At 56.3% G+C, this 24,782-nt stretch carries 21 protein-coding genes, 3 tRNA genes and 1 rRNA gene; 10 read left to right on the top strand and 15 right to left on the bottom strand.

Annotated features, from left to right (window positions below; genetic code table 11):
* Both JMA46_RS02860 and JMA46_RS02855 read right to left on the bottom strand, forming a co-directional pair.
* Positions 1-1,123, bottom strand: a 16S ribosomal RNA gene (locus tag JMA46_RS02860); the annotation flags it as partial.
* A 1,027-nt stretch (positions 1,124-2,150) separates the two neighbouring features.
* Positions 2,151-2,233, bottom strand: a tRNA-Leu gene (locus JMA46_RS02855).
* A 406-nt stretch (positions 2,234-2,639) separates the two neighbouring features.
* Here JMA46_RS02855 and JMA46_RS02850 point away from each other — a divergent pair.
* From JMA46_RS02850 to pknB, 7 genes are all read left to right on the top strand, one after another.
* Positions 2,640-3,461, top strand: a complete 822-nt coding sequence (locus tag JMA46_RS02850) for a DUF3662 and FHA domain-containing protein (RefSeq protein WP_207343776.1) — start codon at positions 2,640-2,642, stop codon at positions 3,459-3,461.
* Positions 3,458-3,943: an FHA domain-containing protein gene (locus tag JMA46_RS02845; protein ID WP_207343775.1), complete on the top strand. Its 486-nt coding sequence runs from the start codon at positions 3,458-3,460 to the stop codon at positions 3,941-3,943. Before JMA46_RS02850 ends, JMA46_RS02845 begins: the two co-directional genes overlap by 4 nt.
* A 2-nt stretch (positions 3,944-3,945) precedes the next feature.
* Entirely contained in the window at positions 3,946-5,610 is a 1,665-nt protein-coding gene (locus JMA46_RS02840; RefSeq protein ID WP_207343774.1) for a PP2C family serine/threonine-protein phosphatase, read from the top strand.
* Complete coding sequence (locus JMA46_RS02835; RefSeq protein ID WP_207343773.1) at positions 5,607-7,001, top strand: FtsW/RodA/SpoVE family cell cycle protein; 1,395 nt, start codon at positions 5,607-5,609, stop codon at positions 6,999-7,001. The genes JMA46_RS02840 and JMA46_RS02835 overlap by 4 nt, the downstream gene beginning before the upstream one ends.
* On the top strand, positions 6,998-8,452 hold the full coding sequence (locus JMA46_RS02830; protein ID WP_207343772.1) for a penicillin-binding transpeptidase domain-containing protein: 1,455 nt from the start codon (positions 6,998-7,000) through the stop codon (positions 8,450-8,452). Before JMA46_RS02835 ends, JMA46_RS02830 begins: the two co-directional genes overlap by 4 nt.
* Positions 8,449-10,248: a protein kinase gene (locus JMA46_RS02825; protein ID WP_207343771.1), complete on the top strand. Its 1,800-nt coding sequence runs from the start codon at positions 8,449-8,451 to the stop codon at positions 10,246-10,248. The genes JMA46_RS02830 and JMA46_RS02825 overlap by 4 nt, the downstream gene beginning before the upstream one ends.
* Positions 10,249-10,319: 71 nt before the next feature.
* On the top strand, positions 10,320-12,254 hold the full coding sequence (gene pknB / locus JMA46_RS02820) for a Stk1 family PASTA domain-containing Ser/Thr kinase (protein WP_207343770.1): 1,935 nt from the start codon (positions 10,320-10,322) through the stop codon (positions 12,252-12,254).
* 29 nt (positions 12,255-12,283) lie between these two features.
* On the opposite strand, the gene JMA46_RS02815 is transcribed toward pknB, so the two are convergent.
* The 3 genes from JMA46_RS02815 to JMA46_RS02805 are packed head-to-tail and all read right to left on the bottom strand — an operon-like array spanning position 12,284 to position 13,798.
* Positions 12,284-12,922 carry a gamma-glutamyl-gamma-aminobutyrate hydrolase family protein gene (locus JMA46_RS02815; RefSeq protein WP_207343769.1) on the bottom strand — a complete coding sequence of 213 codons (639 nt, stop codon included), beginning with the start codon at positions 12,920-12,922 and terminating at the stop codon, positions 12,284-12,286.
* A 1-nt stretch (position 12,923) separates the two neighbouring features.
* Positions 12,924-13,088 carry a hypothetical protein gene (locus tag JMA46_RS02810; RefSeq protein WP_207343768.1) on the bottom strand — a complete coding sequence of 55 codons (165 nt, stop codon included), beginning with the start codon at positions 13,086-13,088 and terminating at the stop codon, positions 12,924-12,926.
* 2 nt (positions 13,089-13,090) lie between these two features.
* Positions 13,091-13,798 carry a class E sortase gene (locus tag JMA46_RS02805; RefSeq protein WP_247646993.1) on the bottom strand — a complete coding sequence of 236 codons (708 nt, stop codon included), beginning with the start codon at positions 13,796-13,798 and terminating at the stop codon, positions 13,091-13,093.
* A gap of 332 nt (positions 13,799-14,130) precedes the next feature.
* Between JMA46_RS02805 and JMA46_RS02800 the strand changes: the two genes are divergently transcribed.
* Positions 14,131-14,385: a cell division protein CrgA gene (locus tag JMA46_RS02800; protein ID WP_207343791.1), complete on the top strand. Its 255-nt coding sequence runs from the start codon at positions 14,131-14,133 to the stop codon at positions 14,383-14,385.
* Positions 14,386-14,387: 2 nt separating this feature from the next.
* Here JMA46_RS02800 and JMA46_RS02795 read toward each other — a convergent pair whose 3' ends face one another.
* The 4 genes from JMA46_RS02795 to JMA46_RS02780 form a co-directional block, all read right to left on the bottom strand.
* Complete coding sequence (locus JMA46_RS02795) at positions 14,388-14,660, bottom strand: hypothetical protein (RefSeq protein WP_207343766.1); 273 nt, start codon at positions 14,658-14,660, stop codon at positions 14,388-14,390.
* A complete protein-coding gene (locus JMA46_RS02790; protein ID WP_207343765.1) occupies positions 14,653-15,681 on the bottom strand; it encodes a DUF5979 domain-containing protein in 1,029 nt (342 codons plus the stop codon). Before JMA46_RS02790 ends, JMA46_RS02795 begins: the two co-directional genes overlap by 8 nt.
* 259 nt (positions 15,682-15,940) lie before the next feature.
* A complete protein-coding gene (locus JMA46_RS02785) occupies positions 15,941-18,598 on the bottom strand; it encodes a LuxR C-terminal-related transcriptional regulator (RefSeq protein WP_207343764.1) in 2,658 nt (885 codons plus the stop codon).
* A 162-nt stretch (positions 18,599-18,760) separates the two neighbouring features.
* Positions 18,761-19,372 (bottom strand): GrpB family protein, encoded by a 612-nt coding sequence (locus tag JMA46_RS02780; RefSeq protein WP_207343763.1) that lies wholly within the window; start codon positions 19,370-19,372, stop codon positions 18,761-18,763.
* Between the two features lie 578 nt (positions 19,373-19,950).
* Between JMA46_RS02780 and JMA46_RS02775 the strand changes: the two genes are divergently transcribed.
* Positions 19,951-20,502 (top strand): flavin reductase family protein, encoded by a 552-nt coding sequence (locus JMA46_RS02775; RefSeq protein ID WP_207343762.1) that lies wholly within the window; start codon positions 19,951-19,953, stop codon positions 20,500-20,502.
* A gap of 84 nt (positions 20,503-20,586) precedes the next feature.
* On the opposite strand, the gene JMA46_RS02770 is transcribed toward JMA46_RS02775, so the two are convergent.
* On the bottom strand, positions 20,587-21,288 hold the full coding sequence (locus JMA46_RS02770; protein ID WP_348770033.1) for a rhomboid family intramembrane serine protease: 702 nt from the start codon (positions 21,286-21,288) through the stop codon (positions 20,587-20,589).
* A 254-nt stretch (positions 21,289-21,542) separates the two neighbouring features.
* Positions 21,543-22,085, bottom strand: coding sequence for a peptidylprolyl isomerase (locus tag JMA46_RS02765; RefSeq protein WP_207343760.1), 543 nt, complete (start codon positions 22,083-22,085; stop codon positions 21,543-21,545).
* Positions 22,086-22,195: 110 nt separating this feature from the next.
* On the opposite strand from JMA46_RS02765, the gene JMA46_RS02760 reads away from it, so the two are divergent.
* Positions 22,196-23,251: a hypothetical protein gene (locus JMA46_RS02760; RefSeq protein WP_207343759.1), complete on the top strand. Its 1,056-nt coding sequence runs from the start codon at positions 22,196-22,198 to the stop codon at positions 23,249-23,251.
* A 111-nt stretch (positions 23,252-23,362) separates the two neighbouring features.
* Here the strand turns inward: JMA46_RS02760 and JMA46_RS02755 are convergent, their stop codons facing one another.
* The 4 genes from JMA46_RS02755 to JMA46_RS02745 all read right to left on the bottom strand — a co-directional run bounded on the left by JMA46_RS02755 (position 23,363) and on the right by JMA46_RS02745 (position 24,651).
* Positions 23,363-24,229 carry an EamA family transporter gene (locus JMA46_RS02755; RefSeq protein WP_207343758.1) on the bottom strand — a complete coding sequence of 289 codons (867 nt, stop codon included), beginning with the start codon at positions 24,227-24,229 and terminating at the stop codon, positions 23,363-23,365.
* A gap of 76 nt (positions 24,230-24,305) precedes the next feature.
* A tRNA-Ala gene (locus tag JMA46_RS02750) sits at positions 24,306-24,381 on the bottom strand.
* A 40-nt stretch (positions 24,382-24,421) separates the two neighbouring features.
* Positions 24,422-24,541 (bottom strand): DLW-39 family protein, encoded by a 120-nt coding sequence (locus JMA46_RS17030; protein ID WP_348770032.1) that lies wholly within the window; start codon positions 24,539-24,541, stop codon positions 24,422-24,424.
* Between the two features lie 36 nt (positions 24,542-24,577).
* A tRNA-Ile gene (locus JMA46_RS02745) sits at positions 24,578-24,651 on the bottom strand.
* Between the last annotated feature and the right edge of the window lie 131 nt (positions 24,652-24,782).

The following is a 24,782-nucleotide window of genomic DNA, read 5'->3' as shown; positions in this document are numbered from 1 at the left end:
ACGTGCTGGCAACATAGAACGAGGGTTGCGCTCGTTGCGGGACTTAACCCAACATCTCACGACACGAGCTGACGACAACCATGCACCACCTGTAAACCGACCGCAAGCGGGGCGCTTGTTTCCAAGCGTTTCCAGTTCATGTCAAGCCTTGGTAAGGTTCTTCGCGTTGCATCGAATTAATCCGCATGCTCCGCCGCTTGTGCGGGCCCCCGTCAATTCCTTTGAGTTTTAGCCTTGCGGCCGTACTCCCCAGGCGGGGCACTTAATGCGTTAGCTACGGCGCGGAAAACGTGGAATGTCCCCCACACCTAGTGCCCAACGTTTACGGCATGGACTACCAGGGTATCTAATCCTGTTCGCTCCCCATGCTTTCGCTCCTCAGCGTCAGTTAATGCCCAGAGACCTGCCTTCGCCATCGGTGTTCCTCCTGATATCTGCGCATTTCACCGCTACACCAGGAATTCCAGTCTCCCCTACATCACTCTAGTCTGCCCGTACCCACCGCAGATCCGGGGTTGAGCCCCGGACTTTCACGGCAGACGCGACAAACCGCCTACGAGCTCTTTACGCCCAATAATTCCGGATAACGCTTGCGCCCTACGTATTACCGCGGCTGCTGGCACGTAGTTAGCCGGCGCTTCTTCTGCAAGTACCCTCAACCAGCTAAACACTGGCCTTGTTCCCTACTGAAAGAGGTTTACAACCCGAAGGCCGTCATCCCTCACGCGGCGTCGCTGCATCAGGCTTTCGCCCATTGTGCAATATTCCCCACTGCTGCCTCCCGTAGGAGTCTGGGCCGTGTCTCAGTCCCAGTGTGGCCGGTCACCCTCTCAGGCCGGCTACCCGTCGTCGCCTTGGTGAGCCATTACCTCACCAACAAGCTGATAGGCCGCGAGTCCATCCAAAACCAATAAATCTTTCAACCAACCACCATGCGGTGAAAAGTCAATATCCAGTATTAGACCCCGTTTCCAAGGCTTATCCCAGAGTTAAGGGCAGGTTACTCACGTGTTACTCACCCGTTCGCCACTAATCCCCCCACAAGTGAGGTTCATCGTTCGACTTGCATGTGTTAAGCACGCCGCCAGCGTTCATCCTGAGCCAGGATCAAACTCTCCGTTAATAACTAAACAAACAGACACACGACAACACACCGGAAAAAGATGATGAAGCCATGCACTAAATTCGAAACCAGCTAAACGATCATGCATCACCACAGGGGCGGCAACACACAACCAAATAACCAATCCATATAAATAAATTGGTATCAATAAAACTTGGCACACTATTGAGTTCTCAAACAACAACCACACCCAGCCACACACCACCAACAAACAAGCAAAACAACACTCATCCATCAACAACGATCAGCACCGGGGCAACTTCACAAGCCTAGACCAACCAGCCACACAATGCAAACCCACTCTTCAGCGAACCACACCACACAACCACCAGAAAAACAACCAAAACAACAGCCATCAATCCCGCTAAACCCGCCGCCCCTCATCAGGACAACTCGATAAACAATACACACCAAAACAACAACACCCAAATCCACAACCCCCACCATCCGAAAGCCGAATCGGGGGGTGACTATTTTTCGCGCCGTGCTAGACAGCTTCGTTAGCCACGTATTGGGTCACAGCCGCGGCGCAAAGTCCAGTAGTTGCCCAGACAAGCACTGCGGCGAAGATCCAGGTTAGGACCCATGTATTCGAATGCCTCTAGACGGCGGGTTGGCAATAACCAGCGCCAACCAGGTGGAGACGAGAAATGCTGCTCCGACCAATGCCGGTGTGTACTTGTTCGCCAGTTTGCGGACAAAACTCTCCAAAAGCATCAGCGCCATCGTGAACACAACGATCACAGTGATGAAGCCATCGAAGCCTAAACTGAACCTGGGCAGGATTTGGGCCGCCAGAATAATCGCTACGGCCGAACTAGCAAGCTGAACCCCTACACCGATCAGAATTGTTCCCCATGCTTGGATCCCATGCCGCTGAACTGTTGTATATATGGGTACGTGTAGATAGGTATGGGGAAACTGGTGTCACAACGCAATCAACCCCGTGGCGAGCCAGAGGCCTGTGACAGGAAAACAAAAGATCCCCGGCAGAACCATTGGTTCTACCGGGGATCTCTATAAAACGTGCGCGAGGGGGGATTTGAACCCCCACGCCCTTTCGGACACTGGCACCTGAAGCCAGCGCGTCTGCCGTTCCGCCACTCGCGCGTTTTCTACTCTTGACACTGAAAGGCCGAAGTAATGTCGTCTCTCAGTGGAACAGCGAGATCAAGCATATAGGACACTTGACCGAATTACCTAAACGACCTCTCCCCCTCCGCCTTTCCCAGCCCTCTTTGAGCCACCAAAGGGACCCATTCCCTTGATTTTCCGCTGATTCTGAGGTTACCAAGCCGCTCCTGTCCGTGTCCTGCCACGGTGGGAAATTTGCCACATCGAGACCATCCAACAGGTATATTCGAAGGCTGCGGCAGTAGTATCGAGCATAGGTAGAGTTGTGCGCGACGCGGACGACACTGAATCCACGCCCATTGCAGTGCAGTACTTCCATAGGTTTCGAAGGCAATCCACCAGCACCATCACCATCCGGCAGCACCTAAGGAGAGGAGAGTAGATGGGTTTGTTTGACAACGTTGAAAAAGGCATTGAAAAGGCAGTCCGTGGCGCCTTCTCGCTAGGTTCCAAAACAGTGCAGCCTGTGGAGCTCGCCAGTTCCCTGCGGAGGGAACTGGACGACAAGGCAATGACCTTGGACGCCGGACGCACTCTGGCACCTAATGTTTTCAACATTCAACTTGGCGATGCTGACTTTGAGCGTGCCGAAGCATGGGGGGTGACGTTGGCGGAAGAACTCTGCGACGTCGTCATCAACCACTCACGCAGCCAAGGCTACGTACTGCAGGGCCCTGTGCGTGTTTTCTTCAATCATCACGCAGACCTTCGCCCAGGACATTTTAACGTTCTTTCTTCCACCGAGAAAGAAAAGGGTGGAACCCCGCAGGACACCCAGAGCCCGCCGCAGACGCCAGCGCGCCCCAGCCAAAGCCCGAGCGTTGCGCAGGCACCTCCCGCCCCGCCGGCGCCTGTCTACAAACGCCAGCCCGCGCCGTCGTTTACCCCGCCTGCCCCGCAAGGCCAGCCCGTCCTGGACATAGCGGGCCAGCGCTACTCACTCAATGCCTCCTCCATCATTTTGGGAAGGTCCTCGGAAGCCGACATCTTGATCGATGACACCGGGGTTTCACGCAAACACCTGGAAATCCGCACTGAGGATGGAACTACTACCGCTATTGACCTTGGCTCCACCAACGGCAGCTACGTGGATGGGCATCGGGTGCAGGGTGCGGTCGCGCTGCATGATGGATCGAACATCACCATGGGACGCACACAGATAACCTTCCGCGTCCTCCCGGCCCGAGGCGGTGGCAGACGATGAACGATCTAAGTCTCCTGGTCACCATTTTCCGCTTCGGCTTCCTTGTCTTGATGTGGATCATGGTCTTTAGCGTTGTGGCTGCCATGCGCCGCGATCTAGTGATCGGCAGCAAGGCGAAGGTGGGAGCCCCCACTGCCCGGCAAGCGCGCAAACACCCTGAACTGGTCGAAGACGCTCCGCCAGCCAAGCAGCAGGCTCGCCAGCTGGTTGTGACAGAAGGCCCATTGGAAGGCACCACTTTGGAGCTTACTGGCACACCTATTTTGTTGGGACGCGCACAAGAAGCCACATTGGTACTCGAGGACGACTACGCTTCGGGCCGACATGCGCGGCTGTTCCCGCAAGGCACCCGTTGGTTTATTGAAGATTTGGGCTCCACAAATGGAACATTCCTCGGTGGTGCGGCGTTGACCCGTGCGCTTCCCGTGGAACTCGGGGTTCCAGTGCGGATCGGCAAAACGGTCATCGAATTGAGGCCGTAAACATGGCCGAATACCCGCTAATTCTGCGCTATGCCGCCAGATCCCATGTGGGCATGGTCAGGGCCAAAAATGACGATTCCGCCTACGCGGGGAAGTATTTGGCCGTTGTTGCCGATGGTATGGGCGGGCACGCGGGCGGGGATGTAGCAAGTGCTTCCACGGTTCTTGACTTGGTGCATTTGGACCACAACCGTCATAACGGCGACGCCGGCACGCACCTCGCGGATGAAATCCAGACGGCAAATTCACTGCTTTCCGAGCTGGTGCATGTCAACCCGAAACTAGCCGGCATGGGCACCACGGTGACAGCTCTGCTGCTCTCCGGCAGCCGTCTCGCCTACGCCCACATTGGGGATTCCCGCGCATATCGACTCAAGGACGGCGTCTTTGAGCAGATGAGCACGGACCACACTTTTGTTCAACGCATGATCGATGAGGGTCGCATGACCGAGGCTGAGGCCGAAGTTCACCCTCATAAAAACGTTCTCATGCGCGTCCTTGGCGATGTTGACGCCTCACCTGAACTTGATTTGAAGCACTTCGACGCCAGCCCTGGCGAACGTTGGTTGCTTTGCTCTGATGGGCTGAACTTTGTGCGCCATCAAATGATAGAAGAAGTCATTCGGCACACCAAGTCATTAGCCACGGCCGCGGATACACTCATTGACCTAACTCTCGCTGCAGGCTCTCCGGACAATGTGAGCGTGGTGATTTTCGACATCGTTGAAGCCAACCCTGAACATACCCGCACCGCCGCTTTGGATACCGTCCAAGTCACTCCGCCCGCAGCTGGTGATTCTGATCGGCAGGAACAGCACACCGCACCTTCTGCAGCTTCCGTCGCTCAGACTGAACACTCCGCCGGGGTGCCCTTAGGGCGGGAACCGTCGGGTGATGCGGCTGTCAGCGCCGGTGACGAAGATGTGGCCCTCGGTTCGGAGGACTCCGGCTCCGATGCTCTTGACGCCAACATCCGTGAGGCAGCAGTCCAGAAAGTATTGGCAGCACGGTCGCATGAGTTGGTGGGCGCAGCGCTCACAGCCAACGCTGAGGGCAAAATTCCGCTCTTGCCACGTCATCCCGCTGCACAGCGCGCTGCCACGGTACTCACGCACAAAACTGAAACGCCGGCAGCCCTGGCGGAGGAAACTGAAGAGTCACTTCCAAGAATGCGCCACAGGCCCCTCGTGCTTTCAATCCTTGGCGTGCTGACTGCCCTGGTGATTGTGGCGGGCTCCTGGGCCGCATACGCATGGACCCAAACTCAGTTCTTTGTGGGGGTCGCGCATGGAAATGTGACCATCTTCAAGGGAGTGTCTCAGTCACTGGGTCCCATTTCACTCTCGCATGTTTACCATGAAACCGCCGTTATGGTCTCTTCACTGCCTGACTATTCACAGCAATTGGTTACAGCAACCATGCCTGCTTCCACTCTCAGCGATGCTGAGCAGATCATCAGTGACCTGCAATTGGGTACCGGGACTAGTCTTCCCCCGTGCGATCTCGTCACAACTTCTCCGAGCAACGGCCCCACAAGCTCCAGCCCACCGACGAGTACCTCCTCGGCAGCCACAACCGCGCCCGAACCCGTATCGAGCCCCCCGGTTGGTGGCAGCACGACTAAGCAAACAGCACCGCCGACTTGCATTCCCCGAGGTGGATCTTGAGCCAGCTAATGACCATCGCCAAGCCGCGCCGTAACACTGAACTACTTCTGTTATTGTTGGCGCTGGTCATGTCCGGCATGGCAAACGCCTTGGTCAACTTGAATCTAGGCCGCAGCTTCGACAACGACTTTTACACGCAGATAGCCATTCTGACCGGGCTGTCCCTTGCTTTCCATGTAGTTTTACGTTTCAAGGCAAAGTATGCCGATCCGGTAATGTTACCGGTAGTGGTGGCCCTGAATGGTTTGGGACTCGCTGTCATCCATCGCCTCGACATCGCTTCCGGGGACAATGCCGGAACGCGGCAATGGATGTGGACGAGCCTTGCAGCCATCGCAGCCATCGCAGTGATCTGGCTCCTGCGTGACCATCGCATTCTGCGCCGCTACACCTACATCTCGCTTCTAGTATCCGTAATTTTGCTGATTCTTCCTCTTGTTCCCGGCATCAGTGCCGGCAATGTCAACGGTGCCACAGTCTGGATTGCCATAGGCCCGTTCACTTTCCAACCAGGTGAGATCGCTAAGATTACGCTCGCTATATTCTTCGCCGGGTATCTATCTTCCAACCGGGACCTGATCCTTTTGGCTGGCAAGAAGATTGGCCCACTCCAGTTGCCACGTGCCAAAGACCTTGCCCCGATGATCGTGGCGTGGCTGGCCAGCGTTGGGGTGCTGGTTTTCCAGCGGGACCTCGGCACGTCCATCCTCTTCTTTGGCTTGTTCATGGTCATGATCTACGTGGCCACTAGCCGCATCAGCTGGATCTTTATCGGTTTGGCACTTATGGCAGTCGGTGGAGTTGCTGCCTACCAGCTGTTCCCCCATGTGACCCGGCGGATCGATGTATGGGTTCACGCTTTGGATCCTGAGTACATCGGCGCCGCTGGCGGCTCCTACCAGGTCGTTGAGGGACTGTTTGGCCTTGCAAACGGCGGACTGTTGGGGACCGGTTTCGGCCAGGGGTCACCGGACAATGTGCCCCTGGCCAATAGTGACATGATCATCGCCAGCATAGGGGAGGAATTGGGCCTTGTGGGCTTGTTTGCCGTGCTGTGCCTTTACGCCCTGTTCATTGCCCGCGGTTTCCGCGCGGCTCTAGGCACGCGGGATGCCTTTGGCAAGCTGCTGGCTGTAGGACTCGCGTTCGCTTTTGCCCTGCAATGCTTTGTGATCATCGGCGGCGTCACCCGGCTCATCCCGTTGACCGGCCTCACCACCCCCTTCCTGGCTGCTGGTGGTTCGTCGCTCTTGGCGAATTGGATAATCTTGGCGTTGCTGCTAAAAATTTCCGACGCAGCGCGGCACCCCATTGATCTCTCTCCCACGTCCGTACCCCATGAAAACCCACCCAACCTAGAGTCAACGCAGAAGGAGGTGCCCGCACCATGAACCAAGCAATCCGCAATTCCTGGATCGTGGCCATCACCTTGTTTGCACTGCTCTTTGGCTCTATTTCGTATGTGCAGTTCTTTGCCGTCGATTCGCTTAACGCCAATCCCAACAACAACAGGCAATTGCAGATGAACTTCTGCAGCAACCGCGGGCCGATCCTTGTTGGCGGGCAAGCCATTGCAGAATCTGTTGCGACGAACACTGATTGCAAGTTCCAACGCAAGTACAACGAGCCACTGCTTTATGCAGGTCTGACCGGATTTTTCAGCAAGTTTTCTGGACAGTACGGCCTTGAATTCGCCATGCGCGATGAACTTACCGGCACTTCCGACGGCGCTTTGTTCGAACGGATTGCCCAAGTCTTCACCGGAACACAGCCCCAGGGCCGTTCTGTTGAACTGACAATCGATCCGGCGATTCAAAAGCTGGCCTATGACTTGATCCCGGATAATATTGGCGGCTCCATCGTGGCGATGAACCCTAAGACTGGCGCCATCATTGCCATGGTCTCAAAGCCTTCCTACGACACCAATCTGCTGGCTACCCACGACAAGACCGCCTTCGATGCCGCGATGGCCAATCTTGTGGGCGTCCCCGGCATCAATCTGTTCGGTTCCTCCGCGTACAGGAAGTCCTATGCGCCAGGCTCTGTCTTCAAAATCATTGATACGGCCGCAGCGCTGGAGTCTGGAAAATACAATAAAGACAGCATTCTGCCGAACCCGGCACAGCTTTCTTTCCCTGGCATGACCTACACCCTGCCTAACTACGCCTATGGCCAGTGCTACACGCAAGACAAGGCTTCCTTCGCCTTTGCCTTGGAAAACTCGTGCAACACTCCTTTTGCCAGCATCGCCTTGGACTTGGGGCAGGATGCCATTACAGCTACGGCGGAGAAGTTTGGATTCAATGATTCGTCGCTGACGATTCCCTCCGGAGTTGAGACCAGTCGTTTCCCCGGCAGTCAGGGTAAATTGGATGCCGCAGCCCTTGCGCAGAGTGCAATCGGCCAGCGAGATGTTCTGAGCACCCCCCTTCAAATTGCCATGATGACAGCTGCCATTGCCAACGGGGGCCAGCAAATGGCACCCAATCTGGTGAAGACCGTTCGTACTCCGGATCTCAAGACTGTCTCCAGCCTCACTCCCCGCGTCCTGCGTCAATCCACTTCGCCGGAAGTTGCGGCCCAAATTACTGATTGGATGGTCAGTGTGGTTAGCAACGGAATCGCCTCGGCCGCAGCCGTTCCAGGCGTTGATGTGGCTGGCAAAACTGGAACCGCTGAGCTGGGAGATGGATTGAACAACTCATGGTTTACCGGATTTGCGCCAGCAAACGACCCGGAGGTGGTAGTCACTATTGTTATGCCAAATGTTGATGTAGCCACCGGAGCACAACTAACAAGTCCCAATGCAAGCAAACTCTTCAAGGCGGTGTTGAAAAAGTGAGGCCTACTTCTGGTATCACCTTAGGCGGCAGGTTCCAACTCACATCACGCATTGCCATTGGCGGCATGGGTGAAGTTTGGAGGGCGCAGGACCTGATCCTGGGCCGCATAGTCGCCATCAAAATTCTCAAGGATGAATACACCGGAGATCCGGGTTTCCGGGCAAGGTTCCGGGCAGAAGCCAAGCACACGGCGCTACTCAACCATGAGGGTATCGCCAACGTGTTTGACTACGGCGAAGAAGACGGCTCCGCATACCTGGTCATGGAACTTGTCCCGGGAGAGCCGCTTTCAACGCTCATTGAGCGTGAGCATGTTCTCACTCCCGACTGGACGTTGTCCATGATCGCCCAAACAGCACGCGCCCTTGCAGTTGCCCATGCACAGGGACTTGTGCACCGTGACGTCAAACCCGGCAACCTACTCATCACCCCTGAAGACAAGGTTAAGATCACCGACTTCGGCATTGCACGCCTTGCCGACCAGGTTCCATTAACCCAAACTGGTCAAGTCATGGGCACCGCCCAATATCTGGCCCCGGAACAAGCCACGGGACAGGTAGCTACAGGATCCAGTGACATATATTCATTGGGCATCATAGGTTATGAGTGCATCACCGGACACCGCCCGTTCTCGGGTGAGTCACAGATCGCCATTGCCCTGGCCCAAGTCAATGATGCGCCGCCTCCGCTACCTGACACGTTGCCCACTCCGGTACGTGCTTTGTTGATGTCCATGTTGGCCAAGGATCCCGCGACCCGACCCGCGAATGCCATGAAGCTGGCCGAGGCCGCCGAAGCCATCCGTGCTGGTGATATCAAAACCGCCCATGCAGCAGTGCCTGGCATGCTGCTCTTTGAGGCAAGCACAGGTCCCATCACCGCACCCGTCGATGTCAACGCTACAGCGCCCACAACAGTGGTGCGCAGCATTACCGAACCTACAACCACCGCGCTCCCCACCATAGGCGACGAGGCCGAACCAGCAGTACCTACCCGCGCGGAACTATTCGGTGCAGGGCGTGGTTGGGATGCAGAAGATGACGAACAAGCATTGGCACTCGATGAGGACCCACCCGGGAATGAGGCTGCCTCTAAGGGCCGCAGCCCCTGGACTTGGCCACTTATTGCCCTGCTTGTGCTGTTGGTTTTTGCCGTAGGTGCCCTGCTGTTGCAGAACAGCGGGTTCTTTGGCGGTACACCAGCAGCCACCCAGACTCAGTCCCCAACAGTCGCCAGCGCAAGCCCTCCTCCCACGACGGCGTCCATGTCACCCACGCCTACTCCGGAACAGCCCACCTCGCAAGCCCCTACCACCGTCACGGTCAATCGCGACGGCCTGGTAGGCCAGCAATTTGCCAACGCTGAATCCGAGCTGAAGGGCTTGGGGCTTTCGGTGAACCGCATTGACGCACCTAGTGCAACAATAGCTTCGGGCATCGTTACCGAAGTCAGTCCCACAGGCACCGTGGATCTCGGGAGCACCATTAACGTCACAGTATCCTCCGGGCCCGAGAAGACGGCCGTACCGTCCTCGGCAGGCCAGGATGGCAATACCTATGATCAAGCGTTGGTGGCAGCAGGCTTCATACCAGCACGTGTCGAGGAACCCTCGATGACAGTCGCAAAGGGAACTGTCATTCGTACCGATCCAACTGCTGGGACCAAGGCTGAAACAGGCTCAGTGGTCACTTATTACGTCTCCACGGGCCCGGCAGCTGAACCAACAGCCGCAACACCACCGCCGGTGACTGTACCACCGGCAGCTGTACCTCCGGCCGCGAAACAAATCCCGTAACACCATCCTCTTCGAACCAAGCAATTCCTCCACCCGTCCCATCCCGAAACTGAAAGGACCCTTTGGTGCCAATGAGTGTTCCACGCGTCCTTAGCGACAGGTACGAAATTGGGGAGCTGCTTGGCCGCGGTGGCATGGCTGACGTCTTCAAGGGCCAGGACACGCGCCTAGGACGTGCGGTGGCCATCAAGATGCTGCGTTCCGATGTTGCCCGCGATTCACAGCTGCAGGCCCGGTTCCGTCGCGAAGCACAGGCCGTAGCCGGACTCAACAACCCGTTCATTGTGGCCGTCTATGACACCGGTGAACACGTCGTCTCAAACCAAGGCCACGACAGCGCACACATCCCTTACATCGTCATGGAATACGTCCATGGCAAGACGCTGCGGGACTTGATCCGCAGCAAGGACCTCAGTGTGGACCAAGCCATTGACTACACGTTGGGAGTGCTTTCAGCTCTCGACTACAGCCACCGTTCGGGCATTGTCCACCGCGATATTAAGCCAGCGAATGTGATGGTCACCGAGGATGACCGCGGAGTTCTGGGACAGGTCAAGGTGATGGACTTTGGCATTGCCAGGACCATTTCCGACTCAGCCGCCACCATGACGCAGACTCAGACGGTCATGGGGACGGCACAGTATCTTTCTCCGGAGCAGGCCCGTGGTGAGAGTGTTGACGCGCGCAGCGATCTGTACTCAGCCGCCTGCCTGCTGTATGAAATGCTGGCTGGCCGCCCTCCCTTCACCGGTGATTCTCCCGTTTCCGTGGCCTACCAGCATGTGCGCGAGGTCCCACTGGCACCCAGCCTCTACAACCCCGAACTTTCCCCTGCCCTTGATGCGCTCCTGCTGCGCGCACTTCAAAAGGACAGAAACCACCGTTTCCAGGACGCGTCCTCTTTCCGCCGTGCCCTGCGTGCGGCCCGCACCGGTGTCATGCCGGCGCCTTTCGAATCGGCCCCCAGCGCCTCGGCCGCCACCCCCATTCCTGCACGGCCTGCCTCATCCGGCGCGGCGGAGCCTACCGGTCATGTGCAGCTAATGCACGACGGCGGCCCTTCCACCCGCGCCATGGCGAAAGTGCTCGCAGGGGGCGCGTTGACAACCAACGACGGTGTGAGCGAGGAGGCTGAGGATCTTTCTACGTCAGTAAAGCGACGCCGCCGGGCGTGGATGGTAACTCTCTTTGTGTTGTTGGCGATCATTCTTGGCGGTGGCGCGGTGGTGGGTTACAACATGCTCAATACCCGTCCAGTGGCTGTGCAGCAAGTAGCCATCCCGTCTCTAGCCGGAGTTGGTCAGGACGAGGCAATGACTCAATTGCGCAACTTGGACTTGGAACCACATGGCACCGAGGAATACTCAAAGTCCATGGCAGCGGGTGAAGTGATCCGTACGCAGCCGGGCTCGGGCGTGTCGGTCAACCCTGGTTCAGCGATCGATGTCTTTATTTCCAAAGGACCCTCGGAAGTGACCATTCCCAAGGACCTGGCCGGAAAAACCGAAGCAGAAGTCCGGGCTGATCTGGGCAAACTGAACTTGACCGTCAATACGAATGTCATGGTCAACGACGGTTCAATTCCAGCCACCTTCGTTGTCACAACGGATCCGGCCCCTGGGAAGACCGTCGCCGTGAACTCGACCATTACATTGAAGATCTCCACCGGGCAGGTCGTGATGCCCTCCCTGTTTGACTTGAGCACCGACCCCACAAAAGTCAAGGAAGCTGTAACAGCTGAGCTCAAAAAGCATTCACCGTACTTGGAAGTGAAATTTGACGAAGTGGAGAACCCCGTCGTTACTCCTGGGATGGTGACAAACCAGTCGGTTCCTGCGGGCCAGGACGTTGCCCAGCACACGACAGTAGTAGTGACCCTGGCCAAGGCCCCGGCACCTGCTGAGCCGACACCCACCCCGACGCCGAAACCCAGCACGACACCGACTCCCATCAAGACGGCGCCTCCCTCGCCGAAGCCAACACCCGAGGCCACACCAGCGCCGTAGTCGGAGGGTTCCCCTCCGAAGTACCCGAGTCAGCTTTTGATAAGGGGACTCAACGTTGCGGCTTTGGCGGCCGCACCGGCCAGGCCCATCGATTCAAGCCAGTTCCCGAGCATGATGTAACCGCCCTCGGTGAGCACAGATTCCGGGTGGAACTGTACCCCACACAGCGGCGCAGTCTTGTGCGCCAAACCCATGATCACGCCGTCGGCCGTTTCAGCCGTCACTTCAAGGACATCAGGAATGGTTGAAGGGACGGCCGCCAGTGAGTGGTAGCGGGTGGCCGTGACCGGACTGGGCAGTCCCGCAAACACGCTGGTGCCGTGGTGCAGGACTTCGCTGGTCTTGCCGTGCATCAGCTGCTCCGCATGCGTGACGACGCCGCCATAGGCTTCAGCCAGTGCCTGATGGCCCAGACAGACACCCAGCATGGGCTTCGCGTGCTCCCCGCACCACTTGATCAACTCGATGCACACGCCAGCCTCGGCGGGGGTGCCGGGGCCGGGGGAGATGAGGACGCCGTCGCGCGCGGCAGCAAGTTCAATGGCCTCGGCCAGCGTGACGTCATCGTTGCGCACAACCGTGGTTTCGGCGCCAAGTTGCTGCAGGTAGCCCACAAGTGTGTAAACAAAGCTGTCGTAGTTGTCGATAACAAGAATCCGCACGGACATGTCAGACTCCACCGCCGATCGTCGAATCGTTCAAGGGATTGAATTGGGAGAGCCAAGGGAACACGAACTGCATCAACACCAGCACGGCTGCCACCAGAAAAAGGACGGCCATGATGATGCGGAACCACAAGGGCCCCGGGAGATTTCTAAAGATCCAGCCGTACATGCTCAGCCTTTCTGGTTTGCTGCAACTTGGGCAGCGATAGCGGCAGGTGGGCCGGCACTGGCCGGCTGCCACGACTCGAGCACGGAGTAGGCAATAATGCGTTCTTCAGCGCCAAAGCGCGGGTTGCAGCTGGTCATCGTCAGGAAGCGCTCCGTGGGGGTGGCATCGGGCTGCGTGGGAACCGGCAAGAGCACATCTGCGCGGTTGGGCAACACAATTTGGTTGTTGCGGAATACGTAGGTGTAGTAGCCGTCCTTGGTTTGGATGTAGATCTTGTCCCCCGGAACCAAGGTGTGGATGGCGTCCAAAACTGCGCCGTGGGTTTGTCTGTGGCCGGCGATGGCAAAGTTTCCAACACCACCTGGCATCGTTGAACTGTCATACCGGCCCAGTCCTAGCGTGTCCAACTGTGCTGGCCCAACACCTTCCACGAGCGGCCGGCTGTAAGTTTCGCCAAACCGGGGGATGTAGGCGACGCCGAAAACGCTGCCGGGGACCAACGGCGCAGCCATTACCAGGGGCGGACCGAAATCGCTGGGAGCATCCACAGGTGGCGGAGTCAGCGGCCCTTGAAAGTCTTGGGCAAATTGAGAGACAGCCGCTTGCTGCGCTGAATTTGCTTCAATATTTGTCCACCAGAGTTCCCACACCACAAACAGCAACAATATTACGCCGCAGGTAATGAGAAGTTCACCGACCACTTGAACCAACGTGCGGAAAACCCCCTGTTTGGGACGTTGCTCGCGTTGACGGCGTGCCTCCCGCTTGCGATGTTGGCGCACCTTCTCATTTTCGGAGAGTAACTCGTCAACACGCACAGCTGTTTCCACATGGCCGGGTGATTGAACCACGTGGGTCTCCTGACTGCCGTTGGGCGGTTGTGTCATGCAATCTGCGGCTGCACTAAATACAGCTAGAATTACGTCAACAATACCGGCAGTTCCCCACCTTGGAACAATTCCTCAGCAACACCACAGCCAATGAACTGCCGTCCCACCCATCGAGCTGGCCGTTTCCATGGCCACAACATCAAGGAGCTCCTGTGCCCGAGTCAAAATCGCGTCGTCGTCCAAACAAAGGGCCAGCGCAGACACCAACAAGCAAAACACAGCAGCCCAATGCAGTCTGGTTCTTGCCCGTCATGGTCACCTTGATGCTGCTGGGTCTGGTTTGGATCATCACCTATTACATCTCAGATGGCCGGTTCCCGATCCCCAACATCCATAACTGGAACATTGGCATTGGTTTCGGCATCGCACTGGCCGGGTTCATGATGACAACCCGCTGGCGCAGCTAGCCTCACGCGTCTTTTTCTTCCCCCGGATCACTCTGCACGTAGTTGCCTTTGGAATCTTCTGCGGCATGGCCCGGTACGTCACCGGCCGTGCCGTAGTCAGCTTCGACGAACGTTCCACTGCCTGCTTCCACGGCAGCTTCTTCCGTGCCTGCCCGCCCGTAGTCGCCTTCTACGTAGCGACCCTCCGGATCCTCGGCTTTGTGCTCATCCTCGGTGCCTGCCTTCCCGTAGGAACCCTCCACATAGCGTCCGCGGTTCTCTTGATCTTCAGACATTGTGTTCCCCTGCCTTCCACAGTGTCACGTCAGCCCCACCCGTTGGGCAACGCACTGACATGTTCTTTCCTGACTTTAGTTTAGGCTGCTGACTGCCATCTGGACAGGGCCTGGCTATACCGTGGTCAGACACGACGAAGCCCCTATCTGAGAGTGGCAGGGGTCTGGCTCGGGCAGTATTCGTGGCAGGAACGCTACTTCCATCGCTTGGAACGGTTGTCGCACATGGTGTGGGCGGTACGTCTCCAGTTCCCAAGACCATGTTGGTCAGAGTCTTGTTCACAACCGTCAGCGAGTACGTGACACTCTGACCGACTTTGAGCTGCGCACCACTGACCGGGTTGCTGCTCTTCGTTACGGCAAACTCGCCGTAGGAACGAGAGATGAGGTTGGCAGCAACGAAAAGCACCTTCGTGTCATCCGTGGGGACGGTAAACGTTGTGGAAGCGCCTTGCACGGTACCTGTGGCACCCGTGACGGTGGATTTCACCAGATCCCAGGAGTAGGCGCCGTCGATCGTGTCAGGCCGGCTTTCAGGTACTTCCACTCCGGTACAGGAGCTGCCACGGGGGATTAGTACCACTACGGGCAACTGCCATACCTCGCCATTGGCGATCCTGGCCGTTGCTGAGAGTGGTGAGGTAAACCCCGCTGACGTGCACATCCAGTTGAAGCTGTACTGTGCGTCAGCGACTGTTGCAGGAGTTTCGTTTGCAGTCACATGGATACCCGCGGGCAGATTCACCGGCAGCCAGACCATGGAAGGATTATCCTGCACTGGCGCTGCTGTTGGTGCTGTTTCCGTGATGGCACAAGTGGAGCCGACCAAAACGTCGTCGATCTTTTGGGGCGTTTCCGTGGTGGCAGTCCGTGCCTTCATAACGGGCTGATCTGATCCGTAGGTGCACACCATTTCTCCGGTGAACTCCCGATCTACCGAGACCTTGCCAGCGTCCGGTCCCGTGGCAACCTCTTCAACGGCTACGGATCCGTACACCCGTTTGATCGGGTTTTTTACCATGGCAGATCCTGTCAGGGCCGTTTCCACCCGTCAACGGAGCAACTGTAGCCGATTGCGAAGACTGGGCCGGTCCCACCGGTAAGGCCGCCCAGACTTCACCGATAACAGCTTTGACAACTTTTTAGTGGCACCCGTGTCACGGACAAGGTTGTTGGTGACAACCAGGTGCGCTGTGGTGTCAGGGGTCGTGAAGTGCAAGTGCCAACCACCGAATTTTTGCGCAGTCACCACTCGTAATTTTGCATTTGTGAGCAGTTGTTTACGAGTGGCTGACCTTGGAACGTGGTTTGGACGCTTCCCCGGTCATCAGCGCTGCTAGTTGTTCGCGCGATTGAATATCCAATTTGATGAAGGTCCTGTATAAGTGGCCTTCAATGGTGCGCAATGACACGTGCAGTCTGGTTGCAATAGAGTTATTGGATTCACCTTGCGCCACCAACAGGGCAATCTGATGCTCCCGGCGTGTCATTTTGGGCTGATCCAGTGATTGAAAGGCTGGTGAGACAACCCCAGGCAGATGTTCGCGCATAGCCACAACCCGGCTTGCGGTCTTGCGGCTTTTATGCACTTTTCCACTGTCATGAAACTTTTTGAGTGCCAGTGTTGCTAGCTCCACTGCAATGAGCTCAAAACCATAATCCATTGCCGTGACACTGGCCTGATCAAGAATTGCAGGGTCCTGGGAGCGCACCGCTTCTGCCCACTCCACAAAGAACTCTTTGGTGCTGGATTCCAGCAGACTCGCTACTTCAGTCAGCCTCCCCAACGCTTCGGAATCGCCTGCTCGCACCAACAGCGAAAGCGCGGTCAGCTCAATTCCTAGATAACCCTTGTCGTGGCATTCGCGCTGGACACTTCGCAGCCGTGCCAGCCCCAATTCAGATTGGCCGCTCATGTACTGGGCAGCAGCAGCATACGCGGCACCTTCCAATTCGTGGAACTTGCCACTTCGGCGGGACAACCCTCCCAGTTTTTTTTGATATTCCTGCGATCCCGCAAGATCACCGCGCATCATCAGACAATATGCTTTCAGCCCAAGTGCGGTACCCATTACCGACCATGGGTCATAGTCATTGAGTGCGCCTATCGCTGACTCCAGCGCGGTCAACGCCTCCTCAATATAGCCCCGCCTACTGTGCATCATGGCACCGGCCAGATCCCGCAGACCCCCCGCATACAGCAAGAGGTCAGGGTTGACGAACGTTGCGGGGTCCAGGGCTACACGCACGTGGTCCCAGGCGCCGTCGTAAATAAATGCTGCAACTGCTCGGGAATAGGCCAGAATGGCAATGTCAGGACGCGGGAAGCCTTCGGGGTTCTCCAGTGCGGCAATGACTTCCATGGCTGTGGCCACTGATTGGCTCATCTGCCCCGTAACTCGGAAAATCTCGCATAGCAGCGATTTCAGGTGGACTTGGTCGCTGACACTCCTCGTCAGCGGATGCTTCAGTAGCGCCTGTATGTTTGCTGTGGCTCGTTCCACATTGCCCAAGGAAACGTCACTCATGGTCAGAACCGTGAGCAATTCGATGTCGGCCCTGGTGGAGGATTCACTTAATGTTGTCTGTCCAAAGCGGATCTCGTAGCGAGCCAGCGCCGCCTCGAAACGAGCTTCGTAATCCATTTCCGCAAAGTGGCTCAAATGCATTGCCCTCATTGCTTTCGCGGCAGCCTCGGGGCTCTGAGCCAATTCAAGCGCTTGCAGGGAAAGTGTGCGGGCATCTTGGGGACGATTTTGATTGAGATGGGCTATGGCCCGCTCGGCAAGCAAGATTGCATAATTTTCGTCACCAACCCTGGTGCTGCTAAATTGAAGGGCTTCGTGGGGCCGCATCAACTGATTGGCCCAGCTGGTTGCTTTCAGAATCCTGTTCTCATTCACTGGCAGCCCGCAGTCGAGGAACCATCGGGTGAAGTTGATGATCGCTTCAGGATGTGTTTGCTCTTCAGGCGACAGAACCCTTGAGACTTCAGCCAATAGTCGACGGCTGCGCCCCACCGGTACCATCGCACGGATGGCAGGTGCAGTTGCCCGTCGGGCCAGCCGCATGGACATGGTAGTTCCTGGAATGATTTCAACCATTTCTCGTTGCTGGATGTCATCAACAGCTTCGGGAACAGTCAAGTCAAGAAGCAGATCCAATGGCAAGGGCCCTGCTAGTGCGAGAATTTCAATGATGCGGCGGGACTCCGCTGGCAGGTGGTCCAAGTCCATCTGCAGGAACTCCCAGGATTCCGTGCCGAGAAGGTCGGCAGGATGATCCAGCACCCATACGTTGTTGACTTTCCGTAACGAGCCTTCTTCCTGTGCACCGGCCACCAGCCCTTGAAGCACCAGAGGATTGCCGTCGGACCGGATAGCTAGGTACTCGGCAGCTGGTCCAGCTACCTTGCCTCCCAAAACGTGCTCCAGAAAGATTTGCACATCTTCGGACTGCAGAGGTGCCAGTTCAAAACGCGTCAAGTGTCCGTCGCGCCACAAATCTCTTAGGTGGTTGTTGTGACCGCCAGGCTGATCCACGAGAATCAGCTTTGCTTCTGTAGACATGACCACTTGAAGGATGATGGCTGCACTTTGGCTGTCAAGGTGATTGGCGTTGTCGACCATCAAAAAGACACGGTGTCCTGCTGATGTGGCGGCGTTGATTTGTTCCAGCAGACCATTGAGAATTTCATAGTAGTCATTGCTACGGATGAGATTCACACCGACTCTGGCATTGACAGCACCAAATGGAATCGCGCTTAAGGCCTTGCTGGCAGAAAGCCTGATAGTGACGGCGTCTGCATCCAATTCCGCGAGAATTTGGCCCAGTATCCAGGTTTTCCCCGCCCCGCGGGAACCGACAATGAGCACGCCTCTTGACGAATTGCTCGTCAACTTTTCAACTATCTCCCCAACATTCGCCCGGCGGGCCACGCTTCCCCATTTCCTAGTGCTTGCCGCCTTGATGTTGGCTGCAGTTAGCTTGCGGTATCACTTGTTGTTTGACAGGACTCCACCCGAAACCAGTAGTACTACCTTCATTCTAGTTTCGTGGCGGAGGCCGTGCCGATGGAAGTGGCATATTACGTCCATTCTTCACGTTTCATGAGGCCCAAGATGGGGTATGCTCGCTTCGCTGTACCGAACGACTGACCCAGCCTCCAGCCATCTCCGGGCTCTAGAGAGGATTTGTGTGACAACTTCAGTTTTAGCTTCCGCGTAGTCGTTCATGTCCAGCCACGGTTGCTGAGCCAGGTGCTTCTTCGTTGTGGCATAAAGATGTCGATCCGATTCGTCCTCACGAAGCCAGTCGCGAAAGTCCAGGTAGTCAGAAATCGCCGAACTTTTGGCGGAAAGAACATGAATGTGGACGTCTCTGGCTGTAGTCCTCATCATGCAGTGGCCTATTTCCCTGACACGAAGCTCAAATCCAACGGCTTCAAGCTTGCCCAGGAAGACGTTCTCATCAGCGACGTCTTCGACTATCAACAAAATATCGATAATCGGCTTCGCTGGCAGTCCAGGAACGGAAGTTGAGCCAATGTGCTCAACCGACAACGCACCCTCGCCAACCGCCACCTCAATGACTGAGGCGAGAGCGTCAAAAAGTGACGGCCATTCAAAGTCATAGTCCACGATGACTATTAGACGTTCCTCCCGACCACCGATCAAAACGGTGTCCAAATGCTCATCAGGTTCGGCTGTCATAACACCATCCTGCCACCATGCAGGAGCGGTAGGCAGTCATCTGGGTGCTGGAACGAGGGCGAGATCAAACACCAGGCCCAAGATCGATGCATCGAGTTGAGCCGCACAAATTGATCATCCAACCCCCTCATGCCAACTAGGCAACATGGGTGGGGGTCAATAAGGCGGAACTCATGCTGAACTTCTTCCTTGCCTGCGATTAAGCGCACTATCCCCAAAGTTCTCCACACTGTGGATAACTTTTTCCCACACCCCAGTGACTTATCCACTGACCTTGACAAGTCATTCGAACTATCCACAAGCTGTCTTCGAAACACAGGTTGACCCTAGTTGTTCACAAAGTTATCCACAGAAGTGGATAACTTGGCTACCTACTTCACGGTTCTGCAACGAAATCACTGGGCTGAAGTAATCCACAGCTGTGGAACTACATGTGTGTAACTTATCCACCATGTGCATAAGGCTGGGGAAAACCCTTTGTACGACTAATTTGAAACTACTAGAACTACAGCCCTGTAAGTTATGCCCATGTGTGGACATCACTGTGGACAAGTATGGATACATGCAACGATGAGCACATGGAACTAGCTGACAACCTCGATATCCACAGAGTTTTCCCACAGCATCCGGAGCAGGAAGATGTTGATGAGTACCGTCGGCTCAGTGCCGAGCAAGGCTGTGGAGTGGCCATCATCAGCACGTCCCTGCGCAACCACGACTATGCCGCAACGGTGAGTGCTTACTTGTCAGTGTCCTATGACCCTCCGACATTGCTTGTCAGCCTGTACGCAGAGTCCCGGATCGCCCTTGCTGTTGCAGAGTCGGGATCATGGGCTCTCTCATTGTTAACGGCATCCCAACGGGCGCAGGCTAATTGGCTGGCCAGCCCGGGCACACCGATTGAGGGGTTGCTCGAGCAAATTGATTTTAGGCGCGGACCAGTCACTGGAAATGCGGTGATCTCAGGGGCTCTAGCCTTCTTTGAAGTCGAAACTACAGCCATTCACGAAGCGGCAACCCACCTCTTGGTGGTGGGAAATGTGGTGTCTATGGGTGAAGACGCACCGTGGGTCAAGGACTTGTCACCCTTGATTCATTACGGTGGTGACTACCGACGACTCAAGCAGTAGCCAAGGCAGCTAATGACGTGCGTCTGCAGTTTGCGTCGCCAATGCCATCTGTAAACCGCCGGTTCACCTGCTTTAACCGATTCTTTAGCCCAGGGTAAAGAGCGGGAAAGTTGAGACTTTGTAGAGAGTAAGACCAACCATAAGCATCGCGACAGCAGCAATCCCACCCCACTGGACAATTACCCGGTTCTTAGCTGGAGCGTAGGCGATGGCAACTGTACAGAGCGCACCAGCAATCAGGCCGCCCAGATGTGCCTGCCAGGCAATGTTCGGGATAATGAAACCAATAGCGGCGTTAATCAGCAGCAACACGATGATCTGTCTAAGATCCCCACCGCGCTTCTTCTGCACCACGAAGAGTGCCCCAAAAAGACCGAATACTGCCCCCGATGCTCCCACGACGACCGTGTCGATGGGGGCCAGCAGCAAGACGCCGACGGATCCAGCAAAGGCGCTGACAAGATACACCGCAAGGAAGCGTGCACGGCCAAAGGCCGATTCAAGAGCATTGCCCAAAATCCACAGGGCGTACATATTAAAGGCGATGTGCATGATGTTGGTTGAGTGCAGGAACGCCGAGCTCACCATGCGCCACGGCTCGGTTTCTGTCAAAAACGGCGCATAAGCGAAGTTCTGAAATACGAAGTCTTTGGGTATGGCCCAATCAAGGGCAAAGGCAACAACACAGATGGCCATCATAGTTATTGTGACAACGGGGCGGCCAGCACGAGCCACCCCACCAAATATGGTGCGTCGCGAAGAAACAGCTTTGTTCGTCTCACGCACACAGTCCACGCATTGAACTCCCACGGCCGCACTGCGCTGGCAATCTGGACACGTTGGCCGACCGCACCTTTGACAGCTCACATACGAGACGCGATCTGGGTGGCGCGGACACACTGGGGCTCCTGTTGCGGATTCCCGGGCCGGGAAAGCAGAACTCATGGGTTGGTTCCTCATGCGAATGATACAAGGAAGGCTCCGGTCGCCGGATACCTGCAGTATCCGGCGACCAAAGCCATGAAAATGAAAAGCTGTTATTAGAGCTGTTCGACGGTCACGGACTTGATAACAACGTCTTCACGCGGTTTGTCGCCGGCACCTGTGGCCACGGCTTCAATTGCGTCCACAACTGCCCGCGACGCCTCATCGGAGACCTCGCCGAAGATAGTGTGCTTGCCCTGCAGCCAGCTGGTGTTCACGGTCGTGATGAAGAATTGTGAACCGTTGGTTCCACGGCCACCCTGAGTGCCGGCGTTGGCCATAGCAAACTTGTAAGGGTCGTTGAAGTTCAGGTCAGGATTGATCTCGTCATCGAACTGGTAGCCGGGGCCTCCAATTCCACGGCCCAAGGGATCGCCACCCTGAATCATGAAGTCTTTGATAATGCGGTGGAAGATAGTGCCGTTGTAGAGCGGGGCGTTCGTCTTCTCGCCGGTTCCGGGGTGCGTCCACTCAGTGGTACCGGTGGCCAGACCGACGAAGTTTGCCACAGTCTTGGGGGCGTGGTTACCGAAGAGGTCCACGACGATGTCGCCCAGGCTTGTGCTGATAGTTGCTTTTGCGGTTGGAATAGCAGTCATGGCGATATTCTGTCATGCGAACGTGGGAAATTTCTGCCTTATGTATTCATTCCGCGCCCGGCGAACTGCCAAAAGATAGCGAGAGGGCACTTGGCGACGTAGGCTGAATCATGAAACTGCTGACATTTGGAGGAAACGTGAAGAAGGTTGACCGCTTAGCCCAGGATTTGGGAGACACACTCAACACAGGGGTGGACAATGCCTTTGAGTGGGCAGCTCCCCATGTGGAAAACGCCAAGGATTGGACGGCCCCCCGCATCGAGGCGGCACTGGGCTGGGCCGTACCACGCATTGAAAAGGGCATTGAGCAGGCATCCCCTGTGGTTCAGGACGGCTTGCGCAGGGCTGCTCAGTACACGGCCGACGGCGTTGCCACTGTGACCCCGAAGATTCAGGAAGGCCTGGGACGTCTTGCACCACGCATTTCAGAGGCCGTAGACGGTGCAACACCGTATCTTCAAGATGCCCTGGACAAGACGGGGCCAGCCATCACTTCGGCAAAGGACAAGGTGGTTGATGACTACATCCCCTTGTTCGCCGGAAAGCTCGGGGACGCTGCCAGCGCTGTTGAAGCAGCCCTGGAAAAGTCCAAGGCTTCCCACCAAGTGGAAATTGCCGCAGCCAAACTGACTGGCAACAAGAAGGCCGTGGCCAAGGCCAAGAAGGCCGCCGCCGAATCAGCCAAGCAACTCTCAGCTGACTTGAAGAAGGCGTCAAAGAAAAACAAAGCGGGGAAGGGCTGGCTGGTTGTAGGCATTGTTGTGGCTGCCACTGCTGCAGGTGTGGCTGCGTGGAAGGCGTCCAAACCTGTAGCAGACCCTTGGAAGACACCCGCTCCGGTAGCGCCTGCCCCCGCGGCAACTTCGACTCCCGCCCATGATGCCAAGGTGCCCGCACCTGTTCCTGCGGACGACGGCGCACACAAGGCTGTGAAGGACGTCACCGACACTGTGGAAAAGGTCACGGACACAGTGGAAGAGAAGACACAGGAAGCGGTCAAGACCGCGAAGGCCAAAGTTGAGAGCGTAAAGGAAGGCGCCACAGAGGCAGTGGCCGAGGCAAAGGAACCTCTAGCCAAGGCGGCAGATGACGCCGCAGAGGCCAAAGAGGCCACAGTCAAGGCTGTGACGAACTCAGTGCCGAAACCGGCGGACCCCAAGAAGTAGTCTGCCAAAATAATGGGTAGACACCGCTGTTGTTAACGCCAACTACCGACCGTAGCGAGGGTCCAAGATCAACTGATCTTGGACCCTCGCTACTTTGTGTTCGATCCTAGATTATCGTTTGATTCCACTACGCCCTTGTCGAACAATCACCACAGCTAAGCCTGCAAGGATCAGAGCCAGTCCAATGTAGGTTCCGGAAGGCAGCGATTGGTGCAGGAAGATCCCAGCCAACAGGGCAGCCCCTGGAATCTCCACCAAGATCATCATCGACACCACGAGCGGGGAAATGGTGGCCAGCAGGAAATTGAAAATCGTGTGTCCAAATAGCTGGGAAGCCACAGTCACACCCAGAATCCCCCACCAAGCTTCAGGTGGGATGTTGACTAGAGGTTGGCGGAAGATGAGACACAAGGCCAGCAAAATCACGGAACACAGCGTGAAACAGACGCTTGAGTAGAGCGTTGTTGACAAACTTTTGCGCGCTTTGGCGCCAGCAAGCGTATAGATGGCGGCCAGTGCCCCACCCAGCACAGCCAGAATGTCTCCCACCAACGCTTGCGTAGAGACTCCCATATCAAAACCTGTAATCACCACGACTCCAAGCAGAGCCGTCCCCAGACCCAGCAGAACGGGCCGTGACGGCCTGGTACCCCTTATCCACTGATACATAGCTATCCATGCTGCCTGCAGGCATACAAGGGCCGTTGCGGCTGCGACGCTGGTCAATTTCACCGCTGTGACGAAGCATGCAAAATGCAACGCCAGCGCTGTTGCAGCAATGACGGTGAATTTCAGTTCCTCCCGGCTCAGGGAATTGAACTGCTTTGGGTTTCTAATGAATGCCGGAGCACCGAGGGCAAAGGCACCTAGTGCATTACGCCACAGTGCAATGGTCAACGCTGGAGCCGCAGTGGCCGCCATGATGGGGCCCGAAGCAGACACACCCAGAATGCCCACAACTGCTAGAAGAAAGATCACTGTATAAGCGTAGGACACCGATAAAAATGCTGTGTTAATCAAAACAACCCCGGTCCAAGGACCGGGGTTGTTTTCATGGTGGAGGCACGGGGACTCGAACCCCGAACCCCCTGCTTGCAAAGCAGGTGCGCTACCAATTGCGCCATGCCCCCATGAGGCTGATTCAGTATATATGAAACAATGGCTCAAGACTCATATTACTGAGTCCGTAGCCTTACTCCACGTTGTCTTCACAACTTTGGATTCCTGCCACTTCCTATTTACAAAGATGACAGCACCAAGAGCAGTTACGAATAACAGCAACTTCTTCACTGCACACCATCTTTCAACAAGAACCAGCTGGTTCCGTGGGCGTACCTGGACTTGAACCAGGGACCTCTTCGTTATCAGCGAAGCGCTCTAACCGCCTGAGCTATACGCCCTCAATGACCTCACTGGGCCGAGACAAAACTTTACCCCACAGAATCCCAAAGTCCAAAATCGGCGGGCCCTAGGGTTTCTCAGGCCCGCCGATTCAAGGAATTCTGGAGAAAAATCAAGTAAAGCCGCCGTG

It is taken from the genome of Arthrobacter sp. E3 (assembly GCF_017353415.1).
In the GTDB taxonomy this organism is placed as follows: Bacteria; Actinomycetota; Actinomycetes; order Actinomycetales; family Micrococcaceae; genus Specibacter.
The sequence above is the reverse complement of the archived record's forward strand: the minus strand, read 5'-3'. Positions and strand labels throughout refer to the sequence as shown.